Origin of the sequence: Pseudomonas sp. OIL-1, assembly GCF_010669185.1 — a bacterium.
Classification (GTDB): domain Bacteria; phylum Pseudomonadota; class Gammaproteobacteria; order Pseudomonadales; family Pseudomonadaceae; genus Halopseudomonas; species Halopseudomonas profundi.
Window position 1 is genome coordinate 3,432,034 of sequence record NZ_CP048629.1, and the last position, 18,269, is coordinate 3,450,302.

16 protein-coding genes are annotated in these 18,269 nt (G+C 55.3%); 4 read left to right on the top strand and 12 right to left on the bottom strand.

Translation table 11 applies throughout. The features are described from left to right. Positions 1–23 precede the first annotated feature (23 nt). The 4 genes from G3M63_RS15930 to G3M63_RS15945 form a co-directional block, all read right to left on the bottom strand. A complete protein-coding gene (locus G3M63_RS15930; protein WP_150298925.1) occupies positions 24–2,177 on the bottom strand; it encodes an adenosylcobalamin-dependent ribonucleoside-diphosphate reductase in 2,154 nt (717 codons plus the stop codon). Positions 2,178–2,421: 244 nt separating this feature from the next. Further along, on the bottom strand, positions 2,422–3,015 hold the full coding sequence (locus G3M63_RS15935) for a DUF1285 domain-containing protein (protein WP_163983755.1): 594 nt from the start codon (positions 3,013–3,015) through the stop codon (positions 2,422–2,424). 14 nt (positions 3,016–3,029) lie between these two features. Then, entirely contained in the window at positions 3,030–3,614 is a 585-nt protein-coding gene (locus G3M63_RS15940; protein WP_163983756.1) for a DUF4823 domain-containing protein, read from the bottom strand. 278 nt (positions 3,615–3,892) lie between these two features. Next, positions 3,893–4,792, bottom strand: a complete 900-nt coding sequence (locus G3M63_RS15945) for a radical SAM protein (protein WP_163983757.1) — start codon at positions 4,790–4,792, stop codon at positions 3,893–3,895. A 227-nt stretch (positions 4,793–5,019) separates the two neighbouring features. Between G3M63_RS15945 and G3M63_RS15950 the strand changes: the two genes are divergently transcribed. Further along, the gene (locus G3M63_RS15950) at positions 5,020–6,696 is read left to right on the top strand and encodes a carboxylesterase/lipase family protein (RefSeq protein ID WP_163983758.1); all 1,677 of its coding nucleotides are present in this window, start codon (positions 5,020–5,022) and stop codon (positions 6,694–6,696) included. A 50-nt stretch (positions 6,697–6,746) separates the two neighbouring features. Here the strand turns inward: G3M63_RS15950 and G3M63_RS15955 are convergent, their stop codons facing one another. From G3M63_RS15955 to tmk, 6 genes are all read right to left on the bottom strand, one after another. Further along, the gene (locus G3M63_RS15955; RefSeq protein ID WP_178101067.1) at positions 6,747–7,736 is read right to left on the bottom strand and encodes an amidohydrolase family protein; all 990 of its coding nucleotides are present in this window, start codon (positions 7,734–7,736) and stop codon (positions 6,747–6,749) included. Between the two features lie 208 nt (positions 7,737–7,944). Continuing rightward, positions 7,945–8,589 (bottom strand): TetR/AcrR family transcriptional regulator, encoded by a 645-nt coding sequence (locus G3M63_RS15960; protein ID WP_150298930.1) that lies wholly within the window; start codon positions 8,587–8,589, stop codon positions 7,945–7,947. A gap of 375 nt (positions 8,590–8,964) precedes the next feature. Further along, positions 8,965–9,741, bottom strand: a complete 777-nt coding sequence (locus G3M63_RS15965) for a TatD family hydrolase (RefSeq protein ID WP_150298931.1) — start codon at positions 9,739–9,741, stop codon at positions 8,965–8,967. Positions 9,742–9,743: 2 nt separating this feature from the next. Then, positions 9,744–10,097 (bottom strand): PilZ domain-containing protein, encoded by a 354-nt coding sequence (locus tag G3M63_RS15970; RefSeq protein ID WP_150298932.1) that lies wholly within the window; start codon positions 10,095–10,097, stop codon positions 9,744–9,746. An 87-nt stretch (positions 10,098–10,184) separates the two neighbouring features. After that, positions 10,185–11,180: a DNA polymerase III subunit delta' gene (locus tag G3M63_RS15975; RefSeq protein WP_371923467.1), complete on the bottom strand. Its 996-nt coding sequence runs from the start codon at positions 11,178–11,180 to the stop codon at positions 10,185–10,187. Continuing rightward, positions 11,173–11,799 carry a dTMP kinase gene (gene tmk, locus G3M63_RS15980; protein ID WP_163983759.1) on the bottom strand — a complete coding sequence of 209 codons (627 nt, stop codon included), beginning with the start codon at positions 11,797–11,799 and terminating at the stop codon, positions 11,173–11,175. Before tmk ends, G3M63_RS15975 begins: the two co-directional genes overlap by 8 nt. A gap of 348 nt (positions 11,800–12,147) precedes the next feature. Here tmk and G3M63_RS15985 point away from each other — a divergent pair, with 348 nt between their 5' ends. From G3M63_RS15985 to G3M63_RS15995, 3 genes are read left to right on the top strand one after another with little or no spacing between them, the layout of a single operon-like run. Then, a complete protein-coding gene (locus tag G3M63_RS15985) occupies positions 12,148–12,927 on the top strand; it encodes a hypothetical protein (protein WP_163983760.1) in 780 nt (259 codons plus the stop codon). A 1-nt stretch (position 12,928) separates the two neighbouring features. Then, complete coding sequence (locus tag G3M63_RS15990; RefSeq protein ID WP_163983761.1) at positions 12,929–13,285, top strand: MazG nucleotide pyrophosphohydrolase domain-containing protein; 357 nt, start codon at positions 12,929–12,931, stop codon at positions 13,283–13,285. Continuing rightward, positions 13,263–14,249, top strand: a complete 987-nt coding sequence (locus G3M63_RS15995; RefSeq protein ID WP_163983762.1) for a hypothetical protein — start codon at positions 13,263–13,265, stop codon at positions 14,247–14,249. Before G3M63_RS15990 ends, G3M63_RS15995 begins: the two co-directional genes overlap by 23 nt. Before the next feature lie 797 nt (positions 14,250–15,046). Here the strand turns inward: G3M63_RS15995 and G3M63_RS16000 are convergent. Then, a complete protein-coding gene (locus G3M63_RS16000) occupies positions 15,047–17,863 on the bottom strand; it encodes a DNA methyltransferase (RefSeq protein ID WP_218573622.1) in 2,817 nt (938 codons plus the stop codon). 143 nt (positions 17,864–18,006) lie between these two features. Then, complete coding sequence (locus tag G3M63_RS16005) at positions 18,007–18,261, bottom strand: BPSL0761 family protein (protein WP_163981504.1); 255 nt, start codon at positions 18,259–18,261, stop codon at positions 18,007–18,009. Positions 18,262–18,269 lie beyond the last annotated feature (8 nt).

The window sequence follows — 18,269 nt, forward strand, 5'->3', positions numbered from 1 at the left end:
CGGGGCTCAATCATATCTTGGGTTCAGAACTTGCCGTAATAGCCTTCCTTGAGGGCATCATACAGATTGGCGGCGCTGTGCAACTCGCCATCGTACTCGATTTCATCTCCGCCCTTGGCTTCGATAAAAGTGCCGTCTTCCAGCTTGAAACGGTAGGTGGTGTTGGCCAGATCCTGCTCTTTAACCAACACGCCCTGGAAGGCTTCCGGGTTGAAGCGGAACGTCGTGCAGCCTTTCAGACCCTTCTCGTAAGCGTACCGGTAGATATCCTTGAAATCCTCATAAGGATAATCAGTCGGTACGTTCGCGGTCTTGGAGATCGACGAGTCGATCCACTTCTGCGCCGCAGCCTGGACATCAACGTGCTCGGTCGGCTTGACGTCATCCGCTGCGATGAAATATTCGGGCAGATTGCGCGTGCCCGCTTCCATGCTCGGCAGTGCTTCGGGATTAACGAAATGCCGATAAGCCAGCAGCTCGAAGCTGAACACGTCGACCTTTTCCTTTGACTTCTTGCCTTCGCGGATCACGTTGCGGAAATAGTGATGGGCAAAGCTCGGCTCGATACCGTTGGAGGCGTTGTTCGCCAGTGACAGCGAAATGGTACCCGTGGGCGCGATCGAGCTGTGGTGCGTAAAACGCGAGCCTTTCTCGGCCAGGGCGGCAACCAGCTCCGGATCTTCAGCGGCGACCTGTTGCATATAGCGGCTGTATTTCGCCCACAACAGCTTGCCGGCGACTTTCTGCCCTGCCTTGAGACCGTCCTTGCGCATTTCCGGACGCTTGGCGAGCATGGCTTCGGTGACAATGAACTCTTCGTCCATCAACGGCGCAGCGCCCTTCTCTTCGCTGAGCTGCAGCCCTGTGCGCCAGCCCTGGATGGCCATTTCCTTGGATACCTGCTCGGTGAACGCCAGCGACTTGGGCGAACCGTATTTCATGCACAGCATGGTCATGGTCGAACCCAGACCGAGGAAGCCCATACCGTGGCGACGCTTGCGGTAGATCTCGTTGCGCTGTTCTTCCAGTGGCAAGCCGTTGATTTCCACCACGTTGTCCAGCATGCGAGTAAAGATATCGACTACCTTGCGGTACTCGTCCCAATCAAAGCGCGCCTTCTCGGTGAAAGGGTCGCGTACGAACAGTGTCAGGTTGATTGAGCCCAGCAGGCACGCACCGTAGGGCGGCAAAGGTTGCTCGCCACAGGGATTGGTCGCGCGGATTTCCTCGCAGAACCAGTTGTTGTTCATCTCATTGACACGGTCGATGAGAATGAAGCCAGGCTCGGCGAAGTCGTAGGTCGAGGTCATGATCATGTCCCAGATCCGCTTGGCGCGCATGACCTTGGACACACGGCACGCCACCTTGCCGTCGGCACGGGTCAGGTAACGATCGTTGGCTGGCACGTTGCGCCACACCACCTGCTCTTCGTTCTTCAGGTCGATGCCGTCTACGTCGACTTCAGCCTGGGTCAGCGGGAAGGACAATTTCCAGTCTTCATCGGCTGCGACCGCCTTCATGAAGTCTTCGGTGATCAGCAGCGACAGATTGAACTGACGCAGCCGGCCGCCCTCGCGCTTGGCGCGGATGAAATCGGTAACGTCCGGATGGCCCACATCGAAGGTCGCCATCTGGGCGCCACGACGGCCACCGGCGGACGACACGGTGAAGCACATCTTGTCGTAGATATCCATGAACGACAGCGGGCCGGAGGTATAGGCGCCGGCGCCCGACACGTACGCACCGCGAGGACGCAGCGTGGAGAACTCATAACCGATACCGCAACCGGCTTTCAGCGTCAGCCCGGCTTCATGCAGCTTGGACAGGATGTCGTCCATCGAATCGCCGATCGTCGCCGACACGGTGCAGTTGATGGTCGAGGTCGCCGGCTTGTGTTCCAGCGCACCGGCGTTGGAGGTGATCCGCCCGGCGGGAATGGCACCATGACGCAGGGCCCACAGAAACTTGTCGTACCACTCTTCACGCAGTTCGGGAGCTTCGACATCAGACAGTGCCCGCGCTACGCGCTGGAAACTCTCGTCTACGGTCTTGTCGATAGCTGACCCATCCTTGGTCTTGAGTCGGTACTTGGTATCCCAGATATCCTCTGAGGCAGGCTGCAAAGCGATACTTGTGACGACGTTATGCAGACGCTGCACCTTGGCTGTTTGACTCATTGCTTTCTCCCGAAACGCTAGGCTACGCCGGAAAAAACCCACCTGAACAACAACTTGCTGTCAAGGGGCCTCCGGAAACGAAAAACACTACTTGTAGTGCATAAAGCGCAATCCTAGCCCCACATATGGATTCGGGCAACTGGTTTAATTTGATTTTTGCCGCTTCAGGATATTGACAGCCGGGGAGCCGCGTCCTGACTGGGATTCGCGCCAGCGGGTCGCCAGCGCCAACCGATGACTGGCGTCAGTGGGCGACGTGCGTGCCGTCGATGGGGAAGAATGTGCCCTTGCTCCAGATGCCGAAACAGGTCTTGCCGTCGACCTCATGCTCCACGGCGCGCTCAGCCAGCTCGTAAAACACATTGCGATTGATCAGCGCTTCGAGATTCGCGCGTACTCGCACGTAGGGTGAAGGCTCCTGCGTCTCCGGGTCGACAACGACACGAATGGGGTTGTCCGGTCCGGCTTCGACGCTATCATCAAGACTGGTGGTGAATCTGAGCACCTGCTCCCTGCCCTCGCCTCCGACCTCCAGTGCAACGGCTACAAAGGGGGCGTCCTCAACCTGGATAGCCCAGCGCTCGACCGGGGTTACCAGATAGTAACGCTGGTCGTCGTCGAAGCGCAGGATGCCTGCGAACAGCTGAGCCAGCGGTTTGCGGGTGATAGCGGTACCCTCGTGAATCCAGGTGCCGTCACGGGCAATACGCATATCCAGTTCGCCGCTCACCGGCGGGTTCCACAAATGCACCGGGGCGGGCCCGCGGCGAGGCGTACTTTGCTCAGGTTCCGGGATACTCTGCAGAATGGATTCCGCAGTGGGTTTATCACTGGCCATGCTCTTACCTCAGGTTATCGGCCCAACAGTCGACGGGTGTAATCCTCCAACGGCGGGCGGAGCAGTGTCGACGGCTTGGCCTTGAAAAATTGCAGAAAGCCGCCCCTGGTTTCGATCGTTACAAAATCGACAACGCGACGGGTGGATGTTTCCATCAGTATGAGTTGCAGCTTGGCCTCATCGATGCCCACCTCGCCCCACTGACCCTGCGACCTCTCTGTATCGCCACCCTGCGCACTGGCAAAGCGCGTGTAAAGCAGATAATCGGCACGATTGGCCTGCGCCTGACCCAGCGCCTCATCCAGCCCCGCTGGCTGGTGCGCCCGCTGCACCAGTGGAAAGAGCTGAACCGCCGCAGCAAAGGCTTCCTCAGCCACGACGTTGGGTCGCGAATAGGGATGGCCCACCGGTACAAAATGGCCCTGCGCGATATACAGGCTGGAATCGGGCTGAAGCGTCCAGGTAGCACTCCGGGTGATGCGGTAGTTGTTCGTCAATCCAGCATCGTCGAGATAATACCGCGCGCTTTCACGCATATCAGAAGGCTTCATGCAGCCGCCCAGCACCGTCAATCCCAGCAACAACGTCATCCACCGCATGCTGTCTCTCCCTGTATGTTGAACACCCAGATCTCGGGTCTCGGAATGAGTCCAGATATTCTTTAATGAGCCAAAGCTCAAAAACCCAATCCCCCTAACCCCCTAACCCCCTTTTCCAAAGGGGGAACTGGCCCGAGTGGCTTTTGGTTTATATCTCAAGCAATAGCCATCTATCAGAACAGCAGACATTCGCCATGCCCCGCACGTACGATTCCCCCTTTGGAAAAGGGGGCTAGGGGGATTCAGGGTTTCGATACCTACTCGATGCGCCTATTACATCAAAGCGCACGCATCCATTCCGGTCGTAACCCGGCGTTGGCCGGTTGACTGATGGCCGTGCGTACCTGCAGCAGCATACGTGCCTTGTCGGCACCAAGCTCACCTTTGAGCACCAGATAATTCGAAGCGTGGTCACTTCGAAATACGGTATTTTCAAGCTCAAGCGCGTCCAGAAACTGTTCGATTTCCTGAAACAGGCCTGTCTGCTCCAAGGGTTGGAAATCAGGGAACTGTTCGCGGTAGCGGTCCATGCCCTGCGGAAAGCTGACCACCAACGTGGACAGGAATTCTGGCTGGGTAGCGTTCATCAAGCGCGCCGAGTTCAGCGCGTGCTGCGCGCTCAGACTCTGTCCGCCCAACCCGTTGAGAATCATTACCGAGCGCTGCAGGCCAGCCGCGCCGGCTTTCAACAGAGCCTCCTCGGTCGATTGGCCAGTCTCGCCCTTGTTCACCCGCGCCAGGACTTCATCGTCACCGGACTCTGCGCCGACATACAGCATGGCGAGACCAGCATCACGCAACTCCTTGAGCTCCTCAACGGATTTGCGCTTGAGATTGCGCGGCAGGCAATAGGAGGTGACCCGCTCCACCGTCGGCATGTGCTCGCGAATGGCCTGCAGGATCGTCAGCAACCGACGCGTCGGCAATATCATCGCGTCGCCATCAGCCAGAAATACGCGCTGCACGATCAATTGCTCACCGCAGCGGCGGATCTCATCCAGCACCTGCGGCTCGTCCCGCGCGCGGAATTTCTTCTGAGGAGCGGTGTACATCTCGCAAAAGGTGCACTTGTTCCATGAACAACCGTTGGTGACCGGCAATATCAACGAATGCGCTTCGCTTGGCGGACGAAAGACGGGCTCGATGTAATCGATGGGAAACGAATGGGACACGCTCACTCCGAAGGCTATTCAACAGAGCGCCAGTCTAAACGAAGCCGCCACCGATTGGGATGGCTGGCCCGTGCGGCCGTCCCTGTGGCCGTTCGCCATGCCACGCCCCGTGATATCCGTCATTCACCCGAATGGGTTTAGCGCCCCTTTGTCGATTAATTTATCGTTCATCGTGAATCGGGACGATTTTTACTTCTGGCTCAACCCCATCTACGTTACGGATAATTAGAAAAATGACGCTGACAACAATAAATAAAACCTCCCCCAAGTTCCTGCTTTCAACCCTGTCCGCGATGGTAATAGCCGCCAGCCTGAGCGGTTGTTTATCCAGTGGCGGTGGCAGCAGCGACGATGACAGGAAAGAATCTCCTGACCCTCTGCAGGTATCCACTCTACAAGGCGATTACATCGGGATTGTTGATAACGGGATGCGCACCTATCGCGGCATTCGATACGGGATCGCGGAGCGTTTTGCGGCTCCCGAATCGCCTGAAGCGCATTCGACGCCGGTAAAACTGAGCACCGATTTCGGCAGTAACTGCCCGCAGAATGATAGCGCCTTCGGTAAGGCCAGCGTCGAGGAAGATTGCCTGTTCCTCAACGTCTACGCCCCGGAAGAACCTGGCGCATACCCGGTCATGGTGTGGATTCACGGCGGGGCCTTCATCTATGGATCAGGCGGTGAGAGCTACGATCCGCAGCGGCTAGTTGAAAAAGGCGTGGTCGTGGTTACGTTGAATTATCGTCTGGGCGCACTGGGTTTTCTCCCGCACTCAAGCCTTGGTGACAGCAACTTCGGTCTGCAAGACCAGCAACTGGCGCTGCAGTGGGTAAAAGACAATATCGGCAAATTCGACGGGGATGCGGACAACGTGACAATCTTCGGCGAATCCGCAGGCGGGCACAGCGTCATGAGCCAACTGGCGTCGCCGGGCGCCGAAGGGCTTTTCCATAAGGCTATTGTGCAGAGCGGTTCTTATAACGGGAACCAGGTGCCATTGACTGACGCCTCGTTTAACGGGGTCCCGATCCCTGGCGGCCAAACGTTGTTCGGCGAGCCAACCATCGCCGCCACCGAATGCGCAGACGAAAACCAGGATCAATTGCTCACATGCCTACGGACCTTATCGGTAGAGAAGATTCTCGAGGCTCAGCCAGGCAACATCCTGCCGGTCACGGGCACGGAGGTTCTACCTATTTCTATTAACCAGGCACTGGCTACGGGCGAGTTCAACAAGGTGCCGGTGATAATGGGTAGTAACCGTGATGAGGGTGCATTGTTTACCCTACTGGCTCTTGGAGAAGGGAAAGATCTGAGCACAGCCGCCGGGTACGATGCAGCAGTAACCGAACTCCTAGCCGAGGATCCTCGGCTGGACGCGAAGCAAATCGCAGACACCTACCTTGCCAGGCAGCAAGCGACTCCGCTGGCCTATATCAACGCCTACACGGCAATTGGTACGGATTGGCGGTTCAACTGTCCCAACGATGCGCAATGGGAACTACTGGAGGGGCAAGTGGACACTTGGGGCTACTGGTTCAATGACAGGAATGCGCCAAATGCACTGGAAGACATAAACGCTCCATTCCCTCTTGGCGCAGCCCACTCGTTCGAGATCCAATACGTGTTGAGCTCTGAGGAAACCCTGACGGAGCGCGGTGCCGGCCCAGACCAGCTCACGCTGGCCGAGCATATGGCGCAATACTGGACCAACTTCGCCAAATACGGCGACGACCCGGCTATTGGACCCAATGGCACTGACGGAGCGGCTGAAGCAGTGGAATGGCCGAGGCTCACCGCTGACGGCGAGATACTAAGGCTTGACGCACCAACGCCTGTTGCTGTGGCCAAGAGTGAGTTCAGCTCAACCCACCAATGTAATTCCTGGAATCCGCCGCCCGTCCAATAAGCGTTCCTGAATCGCCGGGACTGAGAACGTCTCAGTTCCGGTTAACCAGCTTATTGCGCCGACATCCTCACGCCTTTCGGCAACACTGCCAGAAAATTATCCCGCGCTACCTTCCGCGCCGCATCCTCTGAAAGCGCATCAAGGAAGGGATCAAACGCCTTGATATTGCTACCTAAACTATTGAATTTACCGACGACGTCGGAACCGATCATGAACCGATCCGGATAGGCTTCCACCAGCTTCACCCACTTCGGATCCGCCTTCCCTTCCTCATCGAGAAGGTAGATATCCAGTAAGCTCCACGACAGATCAATATACAGATTGGGATACACCTCAAGCATGCGTTCGAGCGTTGGATAGATAAAGTCGAGGCTATCCTGGCGCCGATGAATCTCGGCGCTGGTGCCGGCGTGCGCCCAGATGAAGCGGACCTGTGGGTGCTTACCTAGCGGCCCCTCAAACTCCTTTAAATACAGAGGGTTACGCTCTCTTTTTGATGTAATATTGCTATGCACCATCACCGGCAGATCAAACTCCTCCGCCAGATAATAGACGCGGGTCATGGCCTCGCTATTGGCACGCGGCGCATCGCCGTGGGTCAGTGCGGTCAGGTCATCATGACGCGTGAAGACCTCGCCTATCCCCTGCCAGATACCCGGATACATCTCTAGCATCCGCCGAAGATGCTCATCGGAATTCTTGTCGTTGGGGTTGAGGCCAGACAGGAAAGGATGAAACCGCTGCCGCTGGTCTTCCGGCAGTTGCTGCATGGCATGGGCGATGATGGCATCGGTCGCGCTATACCAGTAGGCCCCTGCATCGTCACCCGCGTAGTAGCGTGGACGTTTCGGCTCGTTCTCGTGCCACTTCTTGGCTACCGGAATGCCGGAGAACATCACGTGCTCGATGTTGTGCTCATCCATTTGCCGGAGCAGCTCCTGTATGCCCTCGCTCTCCTGGAAAAAATCCACAAAATGCAGATGCGCATCGGAATAGACGTAATCACGTGCGTGGGCTTGGGACATCAACAGAACCGCCATGGCGGCGGGTACCAAATAACGTAAAGCGAGCAAGGGACTCTCCTGAGGACATACTGGATGCGTCATGCCGAGAACGGCGGTGCGCAGGAGCCGCCTGATCATTCTGCTGGCAAGGCTCCGCACGCCCGGAGGCGCTGCGTCAGCCGGCAACACAACGGCATGTAAAAGACCCCGCAGAGCAGAGCGAGTTCACAGTGTGCGAGGCAAATCAGGGAGTAACGGTGTCTTCATCCTTGCGCCGCTTGGAGCGGTTGCCCATGCGTACGCCGATATCCGTGAGAAACTGCATGTACCCCTCCTTGTCCTCGATGACCTCTTGCCAGAATGGAGAGTGATACATCGACATAGCACCATGCACCAGCGCCCAGGCGGCGCAATAGTGAAAATAGGGGGGCACGTCTTCAAGTTTGCCGTCGTCGATCCGCTCCTTGATGACGCCGGTAAGGTTGTTGAAGTTCGATGCACGAATCTGATGGAGCTGCCCGATCATCTCGGGCATCTGGCTGGCCTTGACGACTTTCTCTTCCAGGCGATCAAACAAGCGGTACCGGTCCGGGTCGCTCATGCGGAACGCAAAATACTCGCGGGCCAGTGCCTCTTTATCACGTTCAATGGTTTCGGAATGCAGCAGAACCGCCAGCTCACGTTCATAGTCAAGCATCAGGCGCAGGTATATTTCCGCCTTTGATTTGAAGTGCTTGTAGATGGTCCCTTTGCCAATACCGACCTCGTCCGCAATCATTTCGACCGTAACGCTGTCCTCGCCCTGCTCGAGAAACAGTCGCAGAGACGTATCAAGTATTTCCTGCTCTCTTCTGCGGAACTCGCGGACCTTTCTGGATTCTTTTTGCATTCGGCGCACCCGCTTCCCTAACGTCGTTTAACGGCATTATGCCAACTTTATGACTGGATGGACATATTTGGTTCAAACCTGACCGCAAGGTTCGCATGGGTGACGAGGAGAACGCCTCCCTGAAGCAGAGATAACAACGGTTCACGATAAGACGCGTGGGCAACTATTCCGAATCAGTTTATAAAGTGCTGCAAAACCGCTGGAAAGTTCGGCGATATGATCAATACTCAAGGCTAACAGGACGGCATTTCCCCCAATGACGTTCTGTACGGTCAGGTCCAGACCTGGCCTTGCAACACTCCTAATGGTCTTGACCCGAATCCATCCCCCAGGATTCGGGTTTTTTTTGACCAGCGTTCGCTGTGTGCTGGCGAGCTAGACGGCGTCGGGAAACAATCGGTGGAAATTCGCCGTGGTGTTCTCCCAGAGCGACTCGAGGGATTCACCCCTTAGCTCGGACAGGAAAGCGGCCACCTCACATACGAACTGTGGCTCATTCGGCTTGCCCCTGTGTGGTACCGGAGCGAGATAAGGCGAATCCGTTTCGACCAGCAATCGGTCGGCGGGAATGCGTCTTGCCACATCACGCAGAGCTTCTGCATTGCGGAAGGTGACGATACCCGAGAGCGAGATGTAATAGCCCATATCCAGCGCAGCCTTGGCCATATCCCAGTCTTCGGTGAAACAGTGCAGCACGCCGGTCTGCGGGAGATCCGCTTCGTCAAGCAGGGCCAGGGTGTCTGCGCGTGCCGAGCGGGTATGGATAATGACCGGTTTGCCAGTTTGCTGCGCGGCCTGCAAATGCACCCGGAACGAGGTCTGCTGTTGCTCAGCCATATCCGGTTCGTAATGGTAATCGAGACCCGTTTCGCCGATAGCCACACAACGCGGATGGTTTACCGCCTGCACAAGCCATGCAAGATCGGTCGGCTTTTCGCGAGTCAAATCCAGCGGGTGAATACCGACACTGCAATAGACATCGGCGTGCGCTTCAGCGAGACCTTTGACCACAGGCGCGTTGTCAGCATCCACGCCTATGCAGAGAAATTTGCCAACACCGCGGGCACGCGCTGCATTCAGCGCGGCATCAAGGGAGCCCTCATGGGCAGTCAGATCGAGTCGATCAAGATGGCAGTGAGAATCTATCAGCATGGTTACATCGTATGGGTGGGCCGGTCGGACTTGAGCGCACCGGCGAGGTAGGTTTCGATCTTGCTCCGGGCGGTGTTGTCCTGGTCGCTGAACTGGACGCCTATCCCCGCGGCGCGATTACCTTGCGCGCCCTTGGATGTGACCCAGACAACCTTGCCGGCAACCGGGATCTTTTCTGGCTCGTCCATCAGGTTCAGCAGCATGAACACCTCGTCGCCCGGACGGTAAGACTTGTTGGTCGGGATAAACAGCCCGCCGTGCTTCACAAACGGCATGTAGGCGGCATAAAGCACCGACTTGTCCTTGATCGTCAGCGAAAGAATACCGTTGCGTGGCCCCGCGCTCGGATTGCTCATAATTCACTCAGTCCTTTGTATATTGGCCAGGGTCTATCAACGCACCGTCACAGCGCAAAGACAGCCCTCAAGCGTTGCGTAATCAGGTTAACGCCTTTCAGCCAGCTGTTTCCACTGTATCAGCAACGATTCGACAAACAGAACGCGGTTGAGGTTAGCCTTACCGAGGATCTTCCCACGATGATCAAATAACCAGGCTTGCCAGTCCATCAGCAGTCGCACATCCAGCCGCTGAGCCATGTAACCGAGGACCTTGTCCATGTCATTGTTGGCGACGCATTCCTCCGCTCCGGTTTTGAGTTTGAGCAGGTCCAGCGTCCAGCTGCAAAACCAGTCGACCAGCAACTCCAGCGGCACGTTATTCCATCGCTCTGCAAGCTGTGAAGCGGAGCACTGGTTCTTGAGCAGCTCCTTGATGCCATCGACTACCAGCTTGCGTAGCGTGAGCGCGTCCATCTGATGCAGCCCCACTGCGCGCAATGGCGCGCCCCCAGCCATCAGCAGGAGCGCTGCGTGCTGCTCAGGCGAAAGATCGGAGAGCTCCTGGGCCAGCCAGCCAAGCGCTTCAGTCAGAACCGGCGTGTTCAAGGTTTGCACCCGGCAGCGGCTGCGTATTGTCGGCAAAAGCCGGCTCGGCTGGTCGCTCACCAGTAACAGAAAGGTGTCTCGATTAGGCTCTTCCAGGGACTTCAGGAGGGCGTTTGCTGCGTTCAGGTTCATTGCCTCGGCAGGATGCAGGATCACTACCTTGCGTCCGCCCTGCTGGGCCGTTTGCGCAATGAAATCACCCAACTGGCGAATGGCGTCGACGCGTATCGCCTTGCCCTCTTCTTCCGGCGCGATAAGCAGACTGTCCGGATGGGTGCCGGCCTTGCGCAACAGGCAGCTGCGGCAACGTTCGCATGCCATGCCGCGTTGCGGATCGGTACACAACAAAAAGGCACTGAACGCCGAAGCAAAGCGGCGTTTGCCAACACCCGGTAGCCCGGCGAACAGGTACGCGTGAGCATGCTGCGATTGGTCAGCCAATGCGGTCCATAAGGACATATGCCAGGGACATGGCAACAGAGCCAAATCAAGCACGCCAGCGCTCCAGCACGTCTTCGATAACTGGCTGCATGGCCAGGCGCACCTGTTCGAGGCTGCCACTGGCATCGATCACCCGGTAGCGTTGCGGATTTTCACTGGCGCGTTGCAGATAGGTAGCGCGCACGGCTTCGAAGAAAGTGGTTTGCTCCTGTTCGAAGCGGTCGAGCTGGCTCCGCGCACGGGCACGTGCCATGCCCAACTCGACTGGCACGTCGAATACCACTACCAGGTCCGGCCGTACCGGCCCCTGAACCCAGTTCTCCAGCGCGGCGATACGCAGCGGGTCGATCCCGCGCCCGCCGCCCTGATAGGCGTAGGTAGCATCGGTGAAACGATCACTGATGACTACCCGACCCTGTGCCAGTGCCGGCTTGATCAAGGTATTGAGATGCTGCGCGCGTGCGGCAAACATAAGCAGCAGTTCGGCGTCCGCATCCATCAGCTCGTCGTGCTGACTGAGTAAAACCTCACGGATCCGCTCGGCCACTGGGGTACCGCCTGGTTCGCGGGTCAACAGTGCCTGGCAGCCCGCGTCAGCCAGTGCCTGGGCGAACACCTTCAGGTTGGTCGACTTGCCGGCGCCAAATTTCGGAACGCGCTTTTTCGTCAACATACACTCAATACGCCGTTGGATTGCATGAGCACGTCCTACCCGTCGAAAACCGAAGCGTCTGCACAACGCCATTACCCATCGAGGAGCCACGCTAGAAAAGATGAAACAAAAAATGTAAACCTAGCTTAGACCTTCGCTCGGAGATGCGTATTGTAAACTAAAAAGAGCTTTGGAGTGGCCACCTCAAAGCCCCGTGCCCACGCTCATGTCAACCGGATCAAAAGAGGACGCTCTCTGACGGCAGATGCCCTATCATCATCCGGTGAAAGAAATCTGTGCTCGACCCCGAGGAATCGGCACGTCGAGTCAACTATCAAATTTAGCTTCGACGAGGCGCTTGGAGAAATAATGACGACACTAGCAGATACGGAAATCGGAGCTCGGATGGATTCTGGTAGCTTGATCGTTAAAGGATCGCGAAACCAAATAGGGCCAGCTTGTTACGAACTACGGATGGGCAACGTTTATTACGATCTAACTGAATCGGATTCCCCTATAGAGTTACCTACTAAAAGAGGATCGCGACAGGTATTAATCAAACCTGGACATAGAGTCGTCCTCATTACACAGGAGGAGCTCGCCATACCGAATGATGTAATTGCGAGGGTTAGTAGCAAGGGCTCTCTGTTTAGCATTGGCCTCACCCCTGTGAGCACGTATGCGGACCCAGGCTTCCGTGGAAACTTGGGTATCGTTACTCAGAATACCAGTGACAAATATATAACCTTGCCGATCGGAGAGCCAATCGCCAAGATCGACTTTTCGTTACTGGCTAGCGAAGCTAAGACACCATATAGCGGACAACACGGTTTTCAGACACGAATTTGGCCCATACGCCATCAGTTAGTGAAAAGCTACAAGGAAATCAAGGACGATCCACGTGTCGAGAGCGAAGAAGCAGAGTCTTACAAGATTCTTCCTGATGCTATGGTGACAGTGTTGCGAGAAATACAACACCGGCAAAGGTGGATCAACATTTGCTTACTCTTAACCATCCTGATAAACAGTCTTTCGCTCGCTGCCGTAGTAAAGGATTTTGTGGAAATCGCAGTCGCGCTTGCTATCAATTTAATATCAGCGATGCTCGTCCCAGTAGTTATGGCACTTTCCAAACAAAGGAGAATCTGACATGGATTTGAGAACGATCATAGAAAAACAGATCGAGATGGACGCTCGCCATGGTTTCCCCGTGTCGTTTGATAGTGAAAAGGAGGCCTATGCGCAGCTATCGAAAGACCTCGTCGGCCTTTTAGGCGAGATAGGCGAGTTCGCAAATATAGTTAAAAAGCTAAACATCAAACTCGACCGTCCAAGAGATTATGAGCTAGACACAGCCTCCGCAAAACGCCAACTTGGAGAAGAGCTAGCCGATACCTTGATCTACATCATGCGGCTCGCTGTTATTTTGAACGTCGACTTGGAAGAACAGCTTTTGAAGAAGATGCAAAGGAACGAATTGCGATATGCCTCACTTCGGAAGCAATAGAAAACTCTTCTTCTTGCCGGTAAACACGGGTTTTTCAACCAACCAGACTCCGGACACGCGCTGTATAGAATTCTATCGCGAAAGAAGCGGTGGCGGGCTTTATTGTGCGATAGTCGGAAACGTGGTTTTGCCCGACGGAACTGGTACCAATTCTTTTTGCAGCGTCATTTCAGACCGTGCGGCCTGGCGCATTCTCGCTGATACGATATCTGGAGAAGGTGCGTTAGCGGGGATTCAGCTAGCCTCTTGCTGGTCAGGCTACAAGGGTATGCAGAGATTTTTAGCCACTTCGATTGACCAAAATCTCAAAGCTTACCGCGAAACAGCGGCAGCTATATCTGAGAAAGACGTCGTAAATGCTTTCGATAGCCTTGCCTTAGGAACAACTCTGGCCGCCAGAGCAGGTTTTAGACACGTTCAGTTGCACGCTGCCCATGGCTACCTCTTCAATCTTGCCATCGATCCGCGATTCACGCGACATGCGGGTTTAGCTATGGAGAAGTTGAGCGAATGGGCAGGCCAACTTGCGCACCTTGATATCGAATCCTCAATCCGGCTTTCGTTAGCAACTGGTTCGGCGGAGCTCGACGACTCTATTTTTCCGGAGTTTTTCGATCAAATCGCAAACGTAGATATCAGCTATATCGATCTGTCGTCGGGCTTTTATAACCTCAACAAGCGTCTTATATATCCTTCGACAAATGATTTGCTCTCGCAACGGATAGCCGCCACGGTAGAGTTCGCGGCAAGACATCCAAAGCGAAAGTTCATCGTGTCCGGGAAATCGTTGAGGGGCTGGAATGGCGCTCTGCCAGAAAATGTGCAGCTCGGGATTTGTCGCGACTTGATTGCCAATCCTCATTATCTCACGGACCGTTCTGCGGGGTGCATCAATAGGATGAAGTGTCATTATCACTCACGAGGGACGGATTTTCTCACATGCGGTCAGTGGGCCAAGACTTGACCGCCCTCCCTGCTCTTGATCGATTCAACGTCAAGGAGGGAAAATGAGACTCATAGTCGGAAAGGAGATTCTTGTCATGAGGCCGAGCGGGCAGAAAACAGAGAGTAGCGCTACCAGAGGCGTCCTTTGTGACGTCTGCCAATGCGCTCCTGGAGCTGAAGAGGACCAATTCGCTACGCTCAAAGCGGGCCGTGAAGCCGGTGAACAGTACGAGCTGCACCTGTGCAGGTCTTGCTTTTTAGGAATGTTAGCGTATATCAAGCGAGAACGATTCGTTCGCCGGATGTTTGATGATGATTACGACCCGAGAATGGATGATGCGCTAGGGGTCGTTGTAGTACGGAGTGAGTCCGACGCGAAATAAAACAAGCGAGCGACTGCCAGGCGTGCTCGCCGTGACCGATCGGATCGAGATCACTCTGCATCCGAACTGCCTTTTATGATCAATCAGCCTGCGTGACGCGCGATACAGTGGTGTACCATCCACAGGATTTAACTGATATCGGCTGCAAGCGGCCCCTCGTAGCCCCGCGAGAGGTGTGCGTATGCCTTTTCAATAGCCCGAAGACACCCGAGTTGCCGGGAACTGCGAATCTTGGTGGCGGGCAGCTCGCTCTCAACGAACGATCGCAAGTAAGGCATATCGACGACCAGTTGCTTCAATTGCTCTATTTCTCCAATTGACTCTTGAAGGTCAAGATGCAGCTCATCGAAAAGCGTTTGCAGTCGCTGCTCTACTTCAGCCCGCAGCGCAGAAGTTTCAGATCCTGGCTGCGCTTTGTACGTTCTTCTAACCTTCAATCGACTAGCTCAATGGAGGAATGAACTGCATTTTGGTCCCGCAGGCATATTTTTTTCTTACGGCCCTTGGGCTTCTCGGGCGGAGAAGTTGAAATGATTCGCTGGTGCAGGGCGAACAGAAACGCAACGCGCTCAGCTTCACTCGCCCAAATACGTTTCCCTCCGCTCGGGACGTATGCCGCATCCACGGATTTGTCGAGCTTCTGGTGCGCTTTCAACAGCGCAGGAGGCATGTTCAGTGGATGGTAAAGTTCTGCCAGCGTCGCGTCGGGGAACTGGGCTCTAGCAACGAGAACGTTTTGGGCGGCGACGGAAATTGCTTCCTTCTGCTTGTCAGACGCATCTGTTGGCCAAGGAAAGTTGTTGTATACCGACGCTTCAAATCTGATGTCGTTCTTGATCCTCCCGGCTACTGTTCTTGCCCACGCGTTCAACATAGTGCTATTGAGGATCCCGAAATCCGAAAAGCTCGCGTTTTCGCAAACGAGAATCGCGTCACCGGCGATCACGTCTGCTTCAAAGTATGCCGTGGGGATGTATTGCCGAGCCGACGAAGAATGTCGAGGGAGACCAATGTAGCTTGAAGTTGGCTGCCGTATTTGGGTGAACAAGGACGGCGTCTGCGCCGCCTTGTTCACACTTACTGTTGGGCTGTCCAACCGAAAGGTGCGGACGCGCTCCAATCTATCACGCAAAGCGCGTAACGAATTGAGCACCTGAGGGGGACACTCAGCTAGCCAAAGGCAATACCGCAGACTGTTCTCCGTTAGCTCAGCCGCTCCCACGAAGCGCCGGATCAACTTGCCGTAGCGCTCATCTAGCGCTATCAGCTTTTGTCGCGCCTCTTCAGACACAAACAGGTTTCCATCGTCTGTCGGCTGCGAGCCCTTTGTCAAACGAGGGCGATCACCGGGATTTTTTGATCGAGCCGGCAAAATCACATCCTCTGCATCAACGAGATACGGATTGATTCGGCGAACTTCTGCTTTGATTGGGTCCCCCTTTATGTTAGCTCCATAGTCGAACAGTTGATGCTGGTCTGTGTCGGACAAGCCGAAGCCTACGATGATGCAATGAACCGCAGCCACGCCTTTGGCTTCGTTGGTCCATTCGAAGGTTCGGTGCGCAAAATGAATCTTTACTCCCTTGCTTAGCATCCAGGGCCACAGGGTTGATACTTGCTCTCCTTGGCAGATGCTATTTGTCGATACGAGCGCGGCACGAATACTGTTGTTCGTTTGCATGTACTCGACCGCACATTTGTGCCAGCAGGTCACATAATCCAAGCGGCCGAAGTCGCCCTCCTTGCCCCAGATGATATGCATGTCCTCTGCCTGTTCTGGCTTTCTACGCTGGTGGCCAATAAACGGAGGATTGCCGAGGAGATAAGTACATTTTTTAGCGACAACTACCTCTTCCCAATCCAGCCGCAGCGCATTTTCATGCACGACATTGGCCGACTTTACCAGCGGAATACGAACAAGGGCCTGGCCGAAGGTCTTGCCGACCAGTACATTCATCTGGTGATCCATGAGCCACATCGCCACACGAGCGATCTGGGCTGGCCATTCCTCGATTTCGATACCGTGGAACTGGTCGACGTCGACTTTCACATACTGATCCACCGCATCCATCGACAGCTGTTGCTGATCCGATCCGTGGAGCCGCTTGATCACCTCCAGTTCAAGCAAACGCAACTCTCGGTAGCTGATTACCAGAAAGTTGCCGCACCCGCAGGCCGGGTCGAAAAAATTGAGGCCGGCCAGCTTTTCGTGGAAGGCGACCAGCTTTGTTTTCTGCGTCTTTATGCGCTCGAACTCGACCCACAGCTCATCCATGAACAACGGTCCGATGACCTTCTGGATATTCTTTTCGCTGGTATAGTGCGCACCGAGATTTCGTCGAACATCGGCGTCCATGATTCCTTGAAACAATGAGCCGAAAATCGCCGGGCTGATGCCACCCCAATCCAGCTCACAGCAGGCCAGTAACGTCTCCCGCATAGCTCGGTCAAAGCTCGCTTGCGGCAGATACTCCTCAAACAATCCTCCGTTCACGTAGGGAAAGGCCGCGATTTGCTCGTCCAGGTTTCTTAGACGTTTCTCTGGCGGCGTATTGAGAGTCTGAAATATCTGATTGATCCGCGGCGCTAGGTCAGAGCCATCTTCTGACGTGCGCACTCGGATGAAGTCCTCAAACGCGCTGCGCGGCATGAAGATGCCCGTGTCATCTGCGAATAGACAGAACAGGATGCGTACAAGATATACCTCTAGCTGGTGGCCTTCGTATCCTACGTCCTTAAGCGCATCATGCAGCTGGGCTAGCTGCTGCGCAGCCTTGATGTTGACCGGGTCTTGCTCTTTGTACTCGCGAGTCTCGTAACCCGCGATGAAGCCGAACAGCGAAAGATTCTTTGGCAAGTCGGCCAGCGCAAACTCATTGTTCTCACCGGTATCCAAGTTCCGAATGCGGAAACGGGCAAAGTCCGAAACGATGATGTACCGGGGAAGCTCTCTGTCGCTTAAGCCGGGGAAATAGTCTGTGGCTTGATCGTAGGCGGAATCGAGATTCTTACCCAGGGACTTATGCTCGGCGAGCATCATGCCGGGCCAGAACAAGTCGATGAAACCGCGGTTACCATCGGCTTTTTGAACGTGCTTTTCGAACGATGCCAGCCGTCGTCGGCTGACACCGAACACTTGGAAGAATGCGTCCCAGAAGCTCTTGGCTTCAGCGTGCTCCGATGATTCACCTTCCCACTCACGTACAAACGTGACTGAGCGATCCCTGATCTCGTTCCATGACAGTGGCATGACTTTCCCTTTTGATCCGAGGGGTAAACGCACCCCATCCCGTCTTCTCGCGGATTATTGTCGTGTGGGTTGGGTACACAGTCAATTCTGATCTCATGCCTGTTCACCACGTCTGGCTCTCATCAGCGTGTCGACATGCACGCTCAGGGATCCTGAGGGTTCTCAAAAACGGGCCCGTTCATCAGAAGAAGGCCTAGCCCACCGTCGTCCAGTGAAAGTGCACTCAACTTCGCGTGTATGCCTGCTACAACCGCGAGATGATGACTCTCCGGATAATGACGTAATAACGATTTCGCGTTGTCGCGAATATCGTGCGGTAAAGCTGGATTTTGCACGAGGCTGCGAAGAAACTCGCGTGTTTGCAACACTGCGCGCGTACGCTCATATGGCAACGTCATGCATGGCT